This is a genomic window from Aquabacter albus, from assembly GCF_040049275.1.
GTDB lineage: Bacteria > Pseudomonadota > Alphaproteobacteria > Rhizobiales > Xanthobacteraceae > Aquabacter.
Window position 1 is genome coordinate 460,398 of record NZ_JBDZDT010000002.1, and the last position, 16,367, is coordinate 476,764.

Annotated in this window: 13 protein-coding genes and 1 tRNA gene; 8 read left to right on the top strand and 6 right to left on the bottom strand. The window is 69.5% G+C overall.

Annotation, left to right across the window (positions count from 1 at the left end):
- Positions 1–12: 12 nt before the first annotated feature.
- The 4 genes from ABLE91_RS05140 (at position 13) to trxA (ending at position 7,921) form a co-directional block, all read left to right on the top strand.
- Positions 13–714, top strand: coding sequence for a nucleotidyltransferase family protein (locus ABLE91_RS05140; protein ID WP_348929605.1), 702 nt, complete (start codon positions 13–15; stop codon positions 712–714).
- A 295-nt stretch (positions 715–1,009) separates the two neighbouring features.
- Positions 1,010–4,045: a double-strand break repair protein AddB gene (addB, locus tag ABLE91_RS05145; RefSeq protein WP_348929015.1), complete on the top strand. Its 3,036-nt coding sequence runs from the start codon at positions 1,010–1,012 to the stop codon at positions 4,043–4,045.
- On the top strand, positions 4,042–7,494 hold the full coding sequence (gene addA / locus ABLE91_RS05150; RefSeq protein WP_348929017.1) for a double-strand break repair helicase AddA: 3,453 nt from the start codon (positions 4,042–4,044) through the stop codon (positions 7,492–7,494). The genes addB and addA overlap by 4 nt, the downstream gene beginning before the upstream one ends.
- 106 nt (positions 7,495–7,600) lie before the next feature.
- Complete coding sequence (gene trxA, locus ABLE91_RS05155; RefSeq protein WP_348929019.1) at positions 7,601–7,921, top strand: thioredoxin; 321 nt, start codon at positions 7,601–7,603, stop codon at positions 7,919–7,921.
- 74 nt (positions 7,922–7,995) lie between these two features.
- Here trxA and ABLE91_RS05160 read toward each other — a convergent pair whose 3' ends face one another.
- The 4 genes from ABLE91_RS05160 to def form a co-directional block, all read right to left on the bottom strand.
- Positions 7,996–8,337 carry a hypothetical protein gene (locus ABLE91_RS05160; RefSeq protein ID WP_348929020.1) on the bottom strand — a complete coding sequence of 114 codons (342 nt, stop codon included), beginning with the start codon at positions 8,335–8,337 and terminating at the stop codon, positions 7,996–7,998.
- 160 nt (positions 8,338–8,497) lie between these two features.
- Positions 8,498–9,235, bottom strand: coding sequence for a tRNA pseudouridine(38-40) synthase TruA (gene truA, locus ABLE91_RS05165; RefSeq protein WP_348929021.1), 738 nt, complete (start codon positions 9,233–9,235; stop codon positions 8,498–8,500).
- Positions 9,236–9,246: 11 nt separating this feature from the next.
- A complete protein-coding gene (fmt, locus tag ABLE91_RS05170) occupies positions 9,247–10,164 on the bottom strand; it encodes a methionyl-tRNA formyltransferase (protein WP_348929023.1) in 918 nt (305 codons plus the stop codon).
- Positions 10,165–10,192: 28 nt separating this feature from the next.
- On the bottom strand, positions 10,193–10,711 hold the full coding sequence (gene def, locus ABLE91_RS05175) for a peptide deformylase (protein ID WP_348929026.1): 519 nt from the start codon (positions 10,709–10,711) through the stop codon (positions 10,193–10,195).
- Positions 10,712–10,792: 81 nt separating this feature from the next.
- On the opposite strand from def, the gene ABLE91_RS05180 reads away from it, so the two are divergent.
- The 4 genes from ABLE91_RS05180 (at position 10,793) to ABLE91_RS05195 (ending at position 14,225) form a co-directional block, all read left to right on the top strand.
- Positions 10,793–12,010 carry a DNA recombination protein RmuC gene (locus tag ABLE91_RS05180; protein ID WP_348929028.1) on the top strand — a complete coding sequence of 406 codons (1,218 nt, stop codon included), beginning with the start codon at positions 10,793–10,795 and terminating at the stop codon, positions 12,008–12,010.
- A 271-nt stretch (positions 12,011–12,281) separates the two neighbouring features.
- Positions 12,282–13,163: a bifunctional DNA-formamidopyrimidine glycosylase/DNA-(apurinic or apyrimidinic site) lyase gene (mutM, locus tag ABLE91_RS05185; protein WP_348929029.1), complete on the top strand. Its 882-nt coding sequence runs from the start codon at positions 12,282–12,284 to the stop codon at positions 13,161–13,163.
- An 87-nt stretch (positions 13,164–13,250) separates the two neighbouring features.
- Positions 13,251–14,024 carry an enoyl-CoA hydratase gene (locus ABLE91_RS05190; protein WP_348929031.1) on the top strand — a complete coding sequence of 258 codons (774 nt, stop codon included), beginning with the start codon at positions 13,251–13,253 and terminating at the stop codon, positions 14,022–14,024.
- 116 nt (positions 14,025–14,140) lie between these two features.
- Positions 14,141–14,225: transfer RNA gene (locus ABLE91_RS05195), tRNA-Leu, on the top strand.
- 249 nt (positions 14,226–14,474) lie between these two features.
- Here the strand turns inward: ABLE91_RS05195 and ABLE91_RS05200 are convergent.
- Positions 14,475–14,840 (bottom strand): hypothetical protein, encoded by a 366-nt coding sequence (locus ABLE91_RS05200; protein ID WP_348929034.1) that lies wholly within the window; start codon positions 14,838–14,840, stop codon positions 14,475–14,477.
- A gap of 224 nt (positions 14,841–15,064) precedes the next feature.
- A complete protein-coding gene (locus ABLE91_RS05205) occupies positions 15,065–16,303 on the bottom strand; it encodes an MFS transporter (protein WP_348929036.1) in 1,239 nt (412 codons plus the stop codon).
- Positions 16,304–16,367 lie beyond the last annotated feature (64 nt).

Below are 16,367 nucleotides of genomic sequence, written 5' to 3' on the forward strand. Positions count from 1 at the left end.
ATCCATAAGGCCATGGTGCTTGCGGCGGGCATGGGCACCCGCATGCGCCCGCTCACCGACACGCGGCCGAAGCCCCTGGTGGAAGTGGACGGCCGCCCGCTGGTGGACCATGTGCTGGACCGGCTCGCGGCCTCCGGCATCGAGGACGCGGTGGTGAATGTGCACCACCATGCCGACCTTCTGGAACACCATGTGAAAGGGCGCAACGGCACGCCGCGCATCCACGTTTCCGACGAGCGCGGCCGGCTGCTGGAGACCGGGGGCGGCACCAAGAACGCGCTGCCGTTGCTGGGAAAAGAGCCCTTCATCGCCATCAATGCCGACACCATCTGGATCGAGGGCGTGCGGCCGAACCTCTCGCGCCTCGCTGCGAATTTCGATCCCGAGCGCATGGACTGCCTGCTGCTGGTGGCGGCCACCGCGCTCTCCGTCGGCTATGACGGGGTGGGCGACTTCACCATGGACGGGGAGGGCCATCTCTCCCGCCGCCCGGAGCGGCTGGTGGCGCCCTTCGTCTATGCGGGCGCGGGGGTGTTCGCGCCGCGTCTGTTCGAGGATACGCCGGACGGGCCGTTCTCCCTGAACCTCGTGTTCGACCGCGCGCGGGAGGCTGGGCGCCTCTACGGGCTGCGGCTCGAAGGCGTGTGGATGCACGTGGGGACGCCCGACGCCATCGGCGAGGCGGAAGCGGCGATCCGGCAGTCGAGCGATTGAGCGGCCTTTGTCCCGGACAAGCGACGGCGAAGCCGAAGCGCAGATCCGGGACCCAGCGCAAGGCTCCGGCGAAGCCGGCAATAAGCGACCAGCGTAAAAGCACCATCGCCGCGTGGCGGCAATGGTGGGTTGAAGCACCTTCGGTGGGCTTCTGTGCTGGGTCCCGGATCTGCGTTCGAGCTGCGCTCTCACTTGTCCAGGACAACGATGCCATGAAGGCAGGGACAAGCCCTGAGATCACGGGTTACCCTGTGACCCTGGCCACGCGCCGATTCCCAGGATGACGCAGCGGTTCATGACGCGCCTCTTCACCATCCCGCCCTCCGCGCCCTTCCTGCCCACATTGGCGCAGGCGCTGCTGGACGGCGCGCTCATTCCCGGCTTCGCGCCGCGCGGTGACCCGTTCGCGCTGGCCTCCGCCACCATCTATCTGCCGACGCGCCGCGCGGGCCGGCTGTTCGCGGAGACATTGCTGGAGACCATGGGCAGCGAGGCGGTGCTGCTGCCGCGCATCGTGCCGCTGGGCGATGTGGACGAGGACGCCCTCGCCTTCTCCGACCTTGCCTCCCCGCTCACCGCGCCGCTGGCGGTTCCCCCCGTCCACCGGCGCATCGCGCTCACCGCTCTGGTGGAACGCTGGAGGGACACGCTGGCGCGGGCCAACGGGCAGGAGGCGGTGGCGGCGGGGCCGGCCTCCACCGTGGCGCTGGCGGACGAGCTGGCAAGCCTGTTCGACCAGATGGCCATTGCCCGCATCGACTGGGGGCGGCTCGATGGGCTGAACCTCGAAGAGCACGACGACTACTTCAACAAGAGCCTCGATTTCGTGCGCATCGCGCGCCAGGCGTGGGCGGCCCACCTTTCCGCCAACGGCCTCGTGGAGGCGGCGGAGCGGCGCGATGCCCTGGTGGCGGCGGAAGCCGCGCGCCTCTCGACCCTGGGCACGGCCGCAGGCCCCGTGATCGCCGCCGGCTCCACCGGTTCGCTGCCCGCCACCGCCCGGCTGTTGGCCGCCATCGCCAACCTGCCCCAGGGCGCCGTGGTGCTGCCGGGGCTCGACCTGGAAATGGAGGATGCTGCCTTCGCGCTGGTGACGGACGCGGCGGCGGGCGCGCCGGACCATCCCCAATACAATCTCGCCCGGCTGCTGGGCACGCTTGAGGCGGAGCGCCGGGACGTCGCGCCGCTCGGCCCACCTCCCTCCGCGCGGGTGCGGCTCATCAGCGAGGCCATGCGGCAGTCGGAGACCACGGACCTCTGGGCCTCGCTTCCCGAGCGGCTGACGATCCCCGTGCTGGACGCGGCCCTGTCGCGGGTGAGCGTGATCGAAGCGGCGGATGCGCGCGAGGAGGCTCTCTCCATCGCGCTCCTGCTCCGTGACAGCCTGGAGCGGCCGGGCGAGCGCGCCGCCCTCATCACGCCGGACCGCGATCTCGCCCGCCGCGTCGCCGCCGAATTGGCGCGCTTCGGCGTGGCGGTGGATGATTCCGCCGGCGAGCCCCTGGCCGAGACCGCGCCGGGCCGCCTCGCCCGGCTCGTGGTGCGGGCGGCGGCGGAGGGCTGCGCGCCGGTGCCCCTGTTCGCCCTTCTGAGCCATCCTTTGGCGACCTTCGGCCTTGCGCCGGACGACAAGCGCGAGGCGGTGACGGCGCTGGAACTGGTGGCCCTGCGCGGCCCGCGCCCGCGCACCGGCATCGCCGGATTGCAGCAGGCCGTGGAAGCGTTCGACCGCGACGCGCTCCACCGCCTCGACCCACGCCGACGGGTGGATGCCGCCGCGCTGGAGCGCGCGCGGGATCTCGTCGCGCGCATCGCGGCGGCGTTCGCGCCGCTGGTGCCGGAGCCGGTGCCTTTGACTGAGCGGGTCGCCGCCCACCGCGCGGTGCTGGAGGCAGTCGGCGGCTCGCTGGACCCCGAGGACGAGGACGCGGCCCGCGCCGCCCTCGCGCGGGCCTTCGATGAGATCGCCGGCGGCGCACAACACGGGCCGGTGCTGTCGCTGGCCGACTATGCCGACATGACCGGCGCGCTGCTCTCCGGCGAGATGGTGCGCCCGGCTGCTGGCGATGGCCTGCCGGTGCGCATCCTCGGCCCCCTGGAAGCGCGCCTCGTGACACTGGACCGTGTCGTGCTCGGCGGCCTCGTGGAGGGTTCCTGGCCGCCCGAGACCCGCACCGACCCCTGGCTCTCCCGCCCCATGCGCGCCGAGCTGGGGCTGGACCTGCCGGAGCGGCGCATCGGCCTGTCCGCCCACGATTTCGCGCAGGCCGTGGCCGCGCCGGAAGTGTTCCTCACCTTCCCCGGCAAGGTCGAGGGAGCGCAGAGCGTGCCTTCGCGCTTCGTCCAGCGGCTCGCCACCGTGGCGGGCAAGGACAGATGGGAAGCGGCGCGCGCGCGCGGCGTGTCCTGGCGCATGGCTGCCGCCGGGCTGGACGAGGCGCCCCCCGTGCCGCGCGTCACGCAGCCGGCGCCGACCCCGCCTCTGGCCCTGCGGCCCCGCCAGCTCTCCGTCACCGAGATCGAGACCTTTCTGCGCGATCCCTATTCCATCTTCGCCAAGCACGTCTTGAACCTCCAGCCCCTGGAGCCGCTGGACGCCGCGCCCGGCGGCGCCCAGCGCGGCACGGCACTGCACGATGCGCTGGGCGATTTCGCCAAGGCTTTTCCCGAGCACCTGCCGGACGATGCGCTGGAGCAGCTTCTGGCGCTGGGCCGCAAGGCGTTTGCGCGGCTCGCCGTGTTCCCGGCGGAGCATGCCTTGTGGTGGGCGCGGTTCCAGCGGGTGGCCGGCTGGGTGGTGGAATTCGAGCGCGAGCGCCGCGCCAAGGTGCGGCGGGTGGCGGCGGAAATCGGCGGGTCCCACGAGATGGCGCTGCCGGGCGGGTCGTTCCGCCTCACCGCAAAGGCGGACCGCATCGATGTGCTGAAGGACGGCCGCCTCGCCATCATCGATTATAAGACCGGCTCGGCGCCTTCCGCCGCGCAGGTGCGCTCCCTCTCGCCCCAATTGCCGCTGGAGGCCGCCATGGCGGCGCGCGGCGCCTTCAAGGCGGTGCCGCCGGAAAAGGTGGAGGACTTCTTCCATGTGGAGCTGAAGGGCGGCGCTGAGCCAGGCCAGGAGAAGGCGGCGGTGGCGAAGGGCATGACTGCCACCGAATTGGCCGACGAGGTCTATGGCAAGCTGATCGACCTCCTATCCGCCTTCGATGACGAGGCCCAGGGCTATCGCTCCCTCGCCGCGCCCCAGTGGCGCGGGCGCTTCGGCGATTACGATCACCTTGCGCGGGTGAAGGAATGGAGCCTCGGCGGCGACGGGGAGGACGCCCCATGACCCGCGAGATCGCAACCGGCCCCATTGCCGAGGCAACCCGCCGGCAGGGAGATGCCTCCGCGCCCGGCCGCTCGGCTTGGGTGTCCGCCAATGCCGGCTCGGGCAAGACCCATGTGCTCGCCCAGCGTGTGATCCGCCTGCTGCTGGCCGGCACGCCGCCGGGCCGCATCCTCTGCCTCACTTATACCAAGGCGGCGGCCGCCAACATGGCGAACCGGGTGCTCTCCATTCTCGGGCGCTGGGTGAGCCTGGGTGATGCCGCGCTCGATGCGGAGATCCTGCGCACCGAGGGTCGGATTCCGACGCCCGAGCTGCGCGCGCTGGCGCGGCGCCTGTTCGCAGCGGCGCTGGAGACGCCGGGCGGGCTGAAGATCCAGACCATCCACGCCTTCTGCGGCGGCCTGCTCCACCGCTTCCCGTTCGAGGCGGGCGTCGCCGCCGGCTTCCGCGAGCTGGACGATGCGGGCCGCCTCGACCTCATGGCCCGCATCCGCGCCGAGCTGATCGTGGAGGCGACGCAGAAGCCCGAAAGCCCCCTCGGCATCGCGCTCGCGCGGCTGATGGATGAGCGGAGCGATGCCAGTGTGGACGCGCTGCTGGAGGCGGCGGTGGCGCTGCGGGCGCAGATCCTGCCTCTGGCGGAGGACACGTCCGGCCGCCGCACCCGTATCGCCCGCGTGCTGGGCCTTGCCCCCGGCACGACGCGCGGAAGCGTCGAGGCGGAGATGCTGGAGAGTTACAACCTGCCCCGCAGCGAATGGGCCTCCGTCGCGGCCTTCCTGATGAGCGGCAGCCAGACCGACGCCGATCTCGGCCGCGCGCTGGCCGCCGCCGATGCGGCACGGCACCAGAGCGAGGCGCTCGCCGCTTATCTCTCCGTCTTCCTCACGGACAAGGGTGAACCGCGCAGCCGCTTCATCACCAAGGCGCTGCGGGCGCAGGAGCCGGACCTCACCGCCCATCTCGATCTGGAGAAGGAGCGCATTGCGGGCCTCATGGACACGCTGCGCGCCGCCGCGATCCTGGAGCGCACCGAGGCGGCGCTGACCCTCGGTGCCGCCGCTGCCACACGCTATGAGGCGGCGAAGGGGGCACGGGGGCTCCTGGATTTCGACGACCTCATCGAACGCACCGCGAACCTCCTGAAGCGCGTGCCCGCCTCCTTCGTGCACCTGAAGCTCGACAAGGGCATCGACCATGTGCTCGTGGACGAGGCGCAGGATACCAGCCCCCGGCAATGGGAGGTGGTGGAGGGCCTGGTCTCGGACTTCTTCGCGGGGGAGGGCGCCCGCGCGGGGCTCACCCGCACCTTGTTCGTGGTGGGCGACGAGAAGCAGTCCATCTTCTCATTCCAGGGCGCCGACCCGCGCGCCTTCGGCGCCATGCACGGCCGCGTCGCCCGCGCGGCCGGGGAAGACGCGTTCCGCGACATCAGCCTGCCCCACTCCTTCCGCTCCGCGCCGGGCGTGCTGGAGGCGGTGGACCAGATTTTTGCGCGCGAGAGCGCCCATGCCGGCCTCGTGGTGGACGGCGCCCCGCCGCCCCACGCCGCCATCCGCGCCGATGCGCCGGCTTTGGTGGAGATCTGGCCCACCGTCACGCCCGCGCCCAAGCCCAAGATGGACGACTGGCGCCGCCCGCTGGACGAGGTGCCCACCGACGATCCTGTCAATATCCTCGCCCGCCGCATCGCCGCCTTCGTGAAGTGGGGCATCACGGAACGCCTCGCCATTCCCGCGCGCCAGGGCCGGGCCATGCAGGCGCGGGATGTGATGATCCTGGTGCGGCGCCGGGGAAAGCTGTTCGAGGCCGTCATCCGGGCGCTGAAGGGCACCACGGGGGTGGAGGTTGCTGGCGCCGACCGGCTGGTGGTGGCCGACCACATCGCCGCGCTCGATCTGATGGCGCTGGGCGATGCGCTGCTCTCGCCGGATGATGACCTTGCGCTGGCGGGGGTGCTCAAGAGCCCGCTCTTCGGCTTCACCGACGACGACCTGATGGCGCTGTGCCCCGGCCGGGCCGGGCGGCTGCGCGGCGCCATGGCGGGAGATGCCCGCTGGGCGGGGGCGCTGGAGCGGCTGGCGCAATGGGGCACGGAGGCGCCGCTGCTGCGGCCGTTCGATTTCTATGCCCGCGTGCTGGGCCGGGATGGCGGGCGGCGGGCCATGCTGGCGCGGCTCGGCCCCGAGGCGGGCGATGTGCTGGACGAGTTCATGGCCCTCGCCCGTACCTATGAGGCCAGCGAGCCGGCGACGCTGGCGGGGTTCCTGGCCTTCCTGCGGCGCGGCGGGGCCGAGACCAAGCGCGACATGGAGAGCGGGCGCGACGAGGTGCGGGTGATGACCGTCCACGGCGCCAAGGGGCTGGAAGCGCCCATCGTTATCCTCGCCGACACGGTGGATACGCCCCGCGCGCGCATCCAGGGCGGCCTTCTGCCGGTGGCCGATGAGGACGGCGCCTTGGTGCCCGTGCTCGCCGCCCGCAAGGATGACGACCCGTCGGCCCTTGCCCGCGCGCGGGCGGAGGCTGCGGCGCGCGAGGGCGAAGAGTATCGCCGGCTGCTATACGTCGCGCTCACCCGTGCCGAGGATGCGGTCATCGTCTGCGGCGCCGAAACCCGCGTGGCCGGCAAGGACAAGCCCCATGCCCGCGCCGAGGGCTGCTGGTATGACCTCGTGAATGACGCGCTGGCGGGAGATGCGACGACCGTCTCATCTTCTTATGCGGAAGGCGACGTGCTCCGTTGGCGGCGAGAGGATCATTTCCCGCCCAGCACCCGCGCGCACGTGGCACCGGCCGAAGTTCGGTCCAGCCCGGTCCTCCTGTCCGCCGTCGCTCCGCCCTCGCCCCGCCTGCGGCTGCGGCCGTCCCGCGCGCCGCGCGCGGAGGGAGAAGCCAAGGCTGCGCCTGCTCCGGCCGCCATGGACCCCATCCTGCGCGGCGACCTGATGCATCGGCTCCTCGCCGGCCTGCCGGGGCAGCCGCCCGAAAGCTGGCACGCGGCGGGCCTGCGTCTGTTGCAGCAGGCGGCGGGCAGCCTTTCCCCGGCGCTCCACGAGGAATTGCTGGCGGAAGCGCTGGGTGTGCTCGGCCATGCTCCCATCGCGGAGCTGTTCGGCGCCGGCAGCGTGGCGGAGGTGCCTGTTGTCGGCCGCTGGAGGCTGCCGGATGGACGTGAGATAGATGTCTCGGGACGCATCGACCGCCTGGCGCGCCGGGACGGCCGAGTCGTGCTGGCCGATTTCAAGACCGACCGCGTGCCCCCTGCGGACCCCGCAGATATCGGCGGATCCTATGTTTCCCAGCTCGCCCTCTATGCGGCGGCGCTTCGCCGCGCCATGCCCGGCGGCAGCGTGGAGGCCATGGTCATTTATACGCGCGGGCCGCTCGTCCACAGGATTCCCCCCCATCGGCTGGCAGCGGCGCTGGCCGAACTTGAAGCAGGCTAAGGATCCCGTTCTCGTCACGAGGCCGCGACCTGCCTTGACGTGACGGGGAGGGGCTTCCTACGTTGCGGTCACGTTCCCGTATCGCGTTCACCCCGTGAGGTGTGCCATGGCAGTTGAAAAAGTTTCCGATCAGAGCTTCGAGCAGGACGTCCTGAAGTCGGGCGAGCCTGTGGTGGTTGATTTCTGGGCCGAATGGTGCGGCCCCTGCCGCATGGTGGCGCCCATCCTCGACGAAGTGTCCGGCGAATTGGGCGACAAGCTCAAGATCGTGAAGCTGAATGTGGATGAGAATCCCGAGACGGCTTCGAAGTATGGCATCATGTCGATCCCGACCCTGCTCCTGTTCAAGGATGGCAAGATCGCTTCCCGCCAGGTGGGCGCCGCCCCGAAGGCGAAGCTGGTGCAGTGGATCAACGGCGCCATCTGAGCGCCGCACCAGGACCTGAAACGAAAAGAGGCGGGCCCATGGCCCGCCTCTTTTCGTTTGCGGCCGGTCGGGCGTTAGCGGGAGAAGGTCCTGCCGCGCGCCTGCGGCTCGGCCACCAAGGGCGTGAAGCCGTTCAGCCCGGCAATGACGCGCCGCGCCGCGATGGCGACCCAGGATTCGTCTGCGCCGGCCGCGAGCTTGTTGAGGCGCTGCGCCTGCGCCTGGGCCTGCTCGGGATTGGAATAGGAACGGGCCTCGTCCAGGAAGAAGGCGCCGCCCGGCACCAGCGTGGGCACCCCGGCCTTGTCCTCCACCACGGTCTCGGACCCGTCGAAGAAGACCCAGGCCGACGGGGCAGCGTTCACCCAGCGCGCGACAACAAAGTCTTCGGGCTGAATGGTTTCCGTCTGCTGCAACAAGGACCGCCTGCGGCGGTCGAGAAATGCAAAACCGAGGTTCATTGCGCTCTCACCCCACGTGCCTCGCCTCCAGGGCGGCACGTACACAAGCGCAATTCCGCAACCGCGAAATGGTTCCGGACCCCGTGGACGCTGCGTCGTTTCTTCCCCGGTGTGCTTAATAATCCACAGCGGTGAGGTAGAGCCCTGCCGCCGGCGCCATGGGCCCGCAGCGCGTCCGGTCCCGGGCGGCGAGCGCATCTGCGAGATCGTCCGCGCTCCAGCGTCCCTCGCCCACCCGCAGCAGGGAGCCCACCATGGAACGCACCTGGTGGTGCAGGAAGGAGCGGGCGGAGGTGGTGACGCGGATCTGCGTGCCCTCCCGGCTCACGTCCAACTGGTCCAATGTCTTGATGGGGGAGGCGGCCTGGCACTCGGCGGCGCGGAAGGTGGAGAAATCGTGCCGGCCCAGAAGGCGCTGGGCGGCCGCATGCATGGCCTCCGCATCCAGCGGCTGGGGGATGCGCCACGCCCGGTCGCGGTCAAGGCTGAGGTCCGGCCGGCGATTGACGATGCGATAGAGATAATGCCGCCTCACCGCGGAAAAGCGGGCGTCGAAATCGTCCGGCACCTTCTCTGCGGCCAGGATGGCCACCGGATGGGGCCGGAGCTGGGCGGTGAGGCCGTCGCGGATGGTGTCTGTCCGCCAGTCGCGGGTGAGGTCGATATGGGCCACCTGGCCCGTGGCGTGGACGCCGGCATCGGTGCGCCCCGCGCCCGCCACCTGGACCCGTTCTCCGGAAAGCTTCTCCACGGCGTCCGCGAGCACACCCTGCACGGTCTCCTGCGCGGCCTGGACCTGCCAGCCGGCGAAGGGCGTGCCGTCATATTCGATGGTGAGCTTGTAGCGGGGCATCCCGTGGCGTCTCAGGCGAGCCGCGTGCCGGCGGGCAAAGGATTGCCGTTCAGGAACGCTTCCGCCCCCATGGGCTGCTTGCCGGCTTTCTGCAGGTCCGTGAGGCGCAGGGCCCCCTCGCCGCAGGCGATGGTGAGACCTTCCAGCACGGTGCCCGGCGCGCCGCTGCCGGGGGCGACGGTGGAGCGCAGCACTTTCACCCGCGTGCCGTCCTCCAGCGGGAACCAGGCGCCGGGGAAGGGAGAGAGCCCGCGGATGCGGTTGTGCACCTCGCGGGCGGGAAGCGACCAGTCGATCTTCGCCTCGGCCTTCTCGATCTTGCGGGCATAGAGGACACCGTCCTCCGGCTGGGGCGTGAAATGGAGCCCGCCACGCTCCAGCGCCGCGAGCGCCCGGCCCATGAGATCGGCGCCCAGCACCATCATGGTGTCGTGCAACTCGCCCGCGGTCATGTCCGGGCCGATGGTGATGCGCTCCAGGAGGCCCACGGGCCCGGTATCGAGCCCGGCTTCCATGCGCATCACCGCAACGCCGGTTTCCGCGTCCCCCGCCATGATGGCGCGCTGGATGGGCGCCGCGCCGCGCCAGCGGGGCAGGAGGGAACCGTGGAGGTTGAGGCAGCCCAGCGCGGGCGCGTCGAGCACGGCCTGAGGCAGCAGCATGCCGTAAGCCACCACCACCGCCACGTCGGCCTCGAAGCCGCGCATCTGCTCGGCGGCTTCTTCCGTACGCAGCGTGGCGGGCGTGAAGACCGGAATGCCGAACTTCTCCGCCACCGCATGGACCGGGGAGGGCACCAGATCGAGCCCCCGCCGTCCGGCGGGCGCCGGCGCGCGGGTATAGACGGCGGCGACGTCATGCCCCCGCGCGACGATCTCCGTGAAGGTGGGCACGGCGAAATCCGGCGTGCCCATGAAGACGATGCGCATTGCTAATTCCGTATCGGGAAGCGCCGGCTTAGCCGGTGGTCTCGCGCTTGGCCGCCTTGGCGAATTTCTTGGTGACCCGGTCGCGCTTCAGCTTGGACAGATGGTCGATGAAGAGCACGCCGTTGAGGTGGTCGATCTCGTGCTGCACGCAGGTGGCGAGCAGCCCGGCGGCCACCTGCTCCACCGTTTCGCGTTCGAGGGTCTGGTAGCGCACCGTGACCTCGGCGGGCCGCTCCACCTCTTCGTAATATTCCGGGATGGAGAGGCAGCCCTCGCTATAGACCGACTTCTCCTCGGAGACGGCAACGATCTCCGGATTGATCATCACGAGCGGCTGCTTCGGCTCGTCCTCGCGCGCGATGTCGATGGTCACCACCCGCTTCAGCACGCCCACCTGGGGGGCGGCCAGCCCGATGCCCGGCGCGTCGTACATGGTCTCGAACATGTCGGCCACCAGCGTCCTGATCTCGCCGTCGATCTTGTCGACAGGGGCGCAGATCAGCCGCAGCTTCGGCTCGGGGATGATGAGGATGGGACGAATGGCCATGCTTGGCAGATAGGCGATGGCGCGCGCAGGGTCAACATGTTCGCTCTTTGTTCGTGGCGCGGAATCGGCTAAGGAGGGAGAATGAGCGACGTTCTGTTCCAAATTGGCTCTTTGGCTGTCTCCACGGGCGAGGCGCTGGCCGCCTGCGCCGCCGCCGCGCTGCTCCTGCTCGGGCTCATGACCCTGTCCGCGCGCCGCGCGGCCGCAGACCGGGCCGCCGAAGCGGAAGAGATGGCCGCCCATGCCCGCGAGATGGAGGTGCGGCTGCGCGATCTTGCCCGCAGCCAGGCCGAGACCACGGGCCGGGTGCAGAATATGGGGGAGGTCCTCGCCCAACGGCAGAGCGAGCTGGCCCGTGCGGTCTCCGAACGGCTCGATTCCACGTCCCACCGCCTGGGCGAGAGCTTTTCCACCGCCGCGCGCGCGACCCATGAGAGCCTGACCAAGCTCGCCGAGCGGCTGGTGATGGTGGAGAAGGCGGAAAAGAGCCTTACCGACCTTTCCAGCCAAGTGGTCTCGCTGCGCGAGACGCTCTCCAACAAGCAGGCCCGCGGCGCCTTCGGGCAGGCGCGGATGGAGGCCATCGTCTCCGACGGCCTGCCCAAGGACAGTTTCGTGTTCCAATACACGCTGTCCAACGGCAAGCGGCCGGACTGCGCCGTGTTCCTGCCCGGTGATCCCCGGCCGCTCCTGCTGGATGCCAAATTCCCTCTGGAGGCGGTGACCGCGTTCCGCGAGGCGCCGACGCCGGAGGCGAAGAAGACGGCGGCGTCCCGTCTCACCACCGACATGATGAAGCATGTGAACGACGTGGCGGAGCGGTATCTGGTGCCGGGGGAGACGCAGGATATCGCGCTGATCTTCGTGCCCTCCGAATCCGTCTATGCCGAATTGCACGAGAGCTTCGACGAGGTGATCCAGCGTGCCTTCCGCGCGCGGGTGGTCATCGTCTCGCCCTCGCTGCTCATGCTCGCCATCCAGGTGGTGCAGGCCATCTCCAAGGATGCGCGCATGCGCGAGCAGGCCGACCGCATCCGCGCCGAGGTGGGTGCTCTGGTGGCCGACGTGACCCGGCTGCGCGACCGCGTGGGCGATCTTTCCAAGCATTTCGGGCAGGTGGGCGACGACGTCTCCAAGGTGCTCGTCTCCGCCGACAAGATCGCGAAGCGAGGCATGCGGCTGGAGCAGCTTGAGTTTGAGGATCTGCCGCAATCCCCGCCCAAGGCCGAGGCTGTGGCCCCGCCGGCAGAGCCGCGCGGCGGCCTGTTCGGCCTCACCTTGCCGGGCGCGGCGGAGTAGCTTTTCCGCCGTCATCCCCGGGCCTGACCCGGGATCTCCCTTCGTCGTCGTGAAATGGCCGCGCCAAGCCCAGGCATGATGGCTTCAGCGTAATTATTAGCCAACTATTTTACTCGCCCTCACGGAGCCGCTTTTCCCCGCTTTTTTACCCTCGGTGGACATCGCGAGAAATCCATCTTGCGCGGGACGGTTGCGTCGTTAGCTTCATCAACACGTCATGAATCAGGCCGGTGCTTCCGATTCGGAAGGCGCCACGGAGTTAAAGGACCAGATGCCCGAACTGCCCGAGGTGGAGACTGTCCGCCGCGGCCTCATGCCCGTACTTCAGGGCGCCGTCATTGAAGCTGCCGAGGCGCGGCGCCCGGATCTGCGCTGGCCGCTGCCGGACCAGTTCGCCGACCGGCTCGCCGGCCGCCGCATCGAGGCGGTGGGCCGCCGCGCGAAGTATCTGCTCGCGGATCTGGACGGGGGCGAGGTGCTCATCCTCCATCTCGGCATGTCCGGTTCCATCCGCATCGAGGGCTGGCAGGGCAGCACGCGGCCGGGTGCCTTCCACCACCCGCGCGGGGCGCCGGGGCCGCACGACCATGTGGTGTTCCACCTTGCCAGCGGCGCCACCGTCACCTTCAACGATCCCCGGCGCTTCGGGGCCATCCTGCTGGTGCCCTATGACCGCCTCGACAGCCACCCTCTGCTGCGCAATCTCGGGCCGGAGCCGCTGGGCAACCATTTCAGCGCGGCCCATCTCGCCCAGGCCTTGGCGGGCCGGCGCACCAGCCTGAAGGCCGCGCTTCTCGACCAGAAGGTGGTGGCCGGGCTCGGCAACATCTATGTCTGCGAGGCGCTGAGCCGGGCGCATTTGTCCCCCCGCCGCCTCGCCTCCACCCTCGCCACCAAGGCCGGCGCGCCGACGCAGCGGGCCGAGCGGCTGGTGGTGGCCATCCGCGACGTGCTGAGGGAAGCCATCCAGGCCGGCGGGTCAAGCCTGCGCGATCATCGTCGGGTGGACGGCGAACTGGGCTATTTCCAGCATTCCTTCCGCGTCTATGACCGCGAGGACCAGCCCTGTCCCACCTATCGCTGCAAGGGCCGGGTGCAGCGCATCGTCCAGGGCGCCCGCTCCACCTTCTTCTGCCCGGTCTGCCAGCGCTGAGCCTGCGAAGGGACCATGGGCGGCCATCGCCGGGGATGCTAGAGAGCACCCATAAAGCGAGGCGCCCAGCCCTTCGGGAGGCAGAAGATGACGTATGAGACGGTGAAGGTGGAGATCCACGGCGGCGTGGGCCTCATCCGGTTCGACCGGCCCCAGGCCATGAACGCCATCAACACGCAGCTGGTGCGCGACCTCTCCGCCGCCCTCGACGCCCTGGAAGCGGACCGGTCCATCGGCTGCCTCGTCCTCACCGGCTCGGAGCGCGCCTTCGCCGCCGGGGCGGACATCAAGGAGATGCAGAACTTCACCTATCCCGACACCTATCTGGATGATTTCATCACCTCGTGGGAGCGCCTGTCGCGCACCCGCAAGCCCATCATCGCGGCGGTGGCCGGGGTGGCGCTGGGCGGCGGCTGCGAGCTCGCCATGATGTGCGACTTCATCCTCGCCGCCGACACCGCGCGCTTCGGCCAGCCGGAGATTCGCCTGGGCGTGATGCCCGGCTCCGGCGGCACCCAGCGCCTGGCGCGCTTCGTGGGCAAGTCCAAGGCCATGGAGATGTGCCTCACCGGGCGCATGATGGACGCGGTGGAAGCGGAGCGCTGCGGGCTGGTCTCGCGCATCATCCCGGCGGCGGAGCTTCTGGACGAGGCGCTGAAGGTAGCGACCGCCATCGCCGCCATGTCGCTGCCCGTGGCCATGCAGACCAAGGAAAGCGTCAACCGCGCCTTCGAGACCAGCCTTGCCGAGGGCATCCGCTTCGAGCGCCGGGTGTTTCAGTCCCAGTTCTCCTTTGCGGATCAGAAGGAGGGCATGGCCGCCTTCATCGCGAAGCGGACGCCGGACTTCAACCAGGGCTGAGCCTTCACTAAACCCCCGCGCCGCCGTTTTTCCTTTGGGCGGCGCGCGGGGGCCGTTGACAAGCTATGACCTGCTCCCTTATGTGACGCCTCCCGCCGTTCCTCGGAGCGGCGTGGGCCCAGGTGGCGGAATTGGTAGACGCGCTGGTTTCAGGTACCAGTGGGTAACACCGTGGAGGTTCGAGTCCTCTCCTGGGCACCACTCTTTTCAGCCCGTTATTGCAGATGGATCTCCGGCTCTCGCCGGGATGTGCAGCGGGCGGGGCGCTGAGTGCGCCATTGGCGGCGGCAAGCCGCTTTCATCTTCCAGATGAGATTTCGTCCGACCCGGCCACGGATTCCCCATAGGAACCCGGCGGGGGCGTGCGCTCGTCCGACAAACTGAGCCGTATCGGCCCTTCAGGCCCGGCTGAGCTGCCACAGCAGGTGGAGAAGATCTTCGGCGCTCGAATCAGTGCCTCCACCCGTTGCAGTGCGCGGTCTCGTGTTCGAGCAGGTCCCGCCACCACTGGGAGCCATCGTCCGGCGGCATGTAGAGGATGCAGCTGCGTGCAAGCGGGACGGCGCAGGCATTGTGGTGATTGAAGGTGCGCCCGAACAGAACGCGTTCGAAGGCTGCGCCGCACTTCTCGTTCACCTGATGGGCCGGGAATATCCTGATCCGCACCGGGACCTTCGGCTTATGGCGATATTGGGCCGGTGGCGGCTCGATAAACCCGCGCGCCGCCGTCTCCATGGGAAGGGGCAGCACTGGCTGCGCACCAAAGGCCGGCGCCGCCATGAGCGCCGCCGTCAGTGCCGTCAGGACGACCTCCATCTTGCGCCATCTCCCCGCCCACGCGGGGAGGCCTTGCCGGCGGCGGGCGATATGTGTTTCCACGATTGCGCCGAACACCTCTCGCACATGAAAGCGGCCGCGCGCGGCCACCAGTTCAGGTTGCACCCGATATCACGCGCGAAAAGTGCGGTGATGCCAAGGACTCGTCTCTGAACGGCGCCTGCCGTCCACAGGTGAACGGCAGGCGCGGCACCAACGAACGATCAGGCCATGTCTTCGGCCTCCGCCGCGCCTTTCTCAGGCTCGGCGCCGCTCTTGATGGCGAGGGCCGGCAGGACGGCGAGCAGCACGAGGACGCCGCCGGCGGCCAGAAAGATATTGGCCGGGACCAAGCTGAGAAACTGGGTGAGGAGGCCGGAAATGAAGACGCAGACCGCGACGCTGGCAGCGGAGAGGCCCAGGAGCCAGCCGCGCTCGGTCTCATCCACCACCCCCGAGGCGGCGGACAGCAGCGACACATAGGCGAACACGTTGGTGATGCAGATGGCCAGGGCCAGCGCCACCTGCGCGGGCGCGCTCACGGGGAGGGCGGTGAACAGCAGGAGCCCGCCGCACAGGGAGGTGCCGAGCACCGCGATCAGCCGCTCCTGCTTCAGCCAGCGCGAAACGGGGGCGTAGCCCATGGCGGAGCCGAGCATGAAGCCGACGCCCATCACCACCGAGAACAGGCCGATCTGCGCGGTGCTGAAGCCATGGTCGCGCTGCATCACCACGAGGATGAAGGTGTAGTAGATGAGGAAACCTAGCTGAAACAGGAAGAAGGCGAAGAGCGGCGGGATCGCCAGAGGCCGGTCCTTCAGGCGGGCGAACAGCAGGAAGGGCTGACGCCAGTCGAAATGGAAGGCGCGCCGGCGCGTCTCTTCGCCGAACCGCGCCCGCGCCAGCATCACGGCGTTGAACGCGCACAGGATCAGGGCGAAGCCGAGGGGGAAGCGGAAGTCGTAATGGCCGAGCACGCCGCCAATGGCCGGGCCGGCCATGAGGCCCACGGTGTTGACCACCGTGATCTGGGCCATGGCGTCGCCGCGCTGCTCGGCCGGCACCGCGTCCACCATGCTGGCTTGCGCGATGGGCGCGGTGCCGGACATCAGCCCTGCTAGCATGCGCCCGGCGAAGAACAGCCAGAGATGATCCGTCTCCAGCGACAGCCACATCAGGCCATAGGCCGCCGACAGGCCCGCCATGCACACGACAAGGGTCCTGCGGCGCCCGAGGGCATCGGAGAGATCCCCCAGGAGCGAGCAGCCGAAGAATGCGCCGATGGGAAACAGGGAGAAGGCAAGCGCCATGAGCGTATCGCGGTTGGCATTGGCCACCGCGCCGGAAAATCCCGGACCGTCGAACAGGCCGACGATCAGCGGATACATCAGCCCGAACGATAAAATGTCCAGGAACACCGCCAGGAAGAGCGCGCCGTGGCTGCGATACAAAGCAAGGTTCATTATGTCCCCGGAGCTAAAAAGGACGGCCCTCGCACGTGATTGATGAAGACCGGGCCGGGAAGGG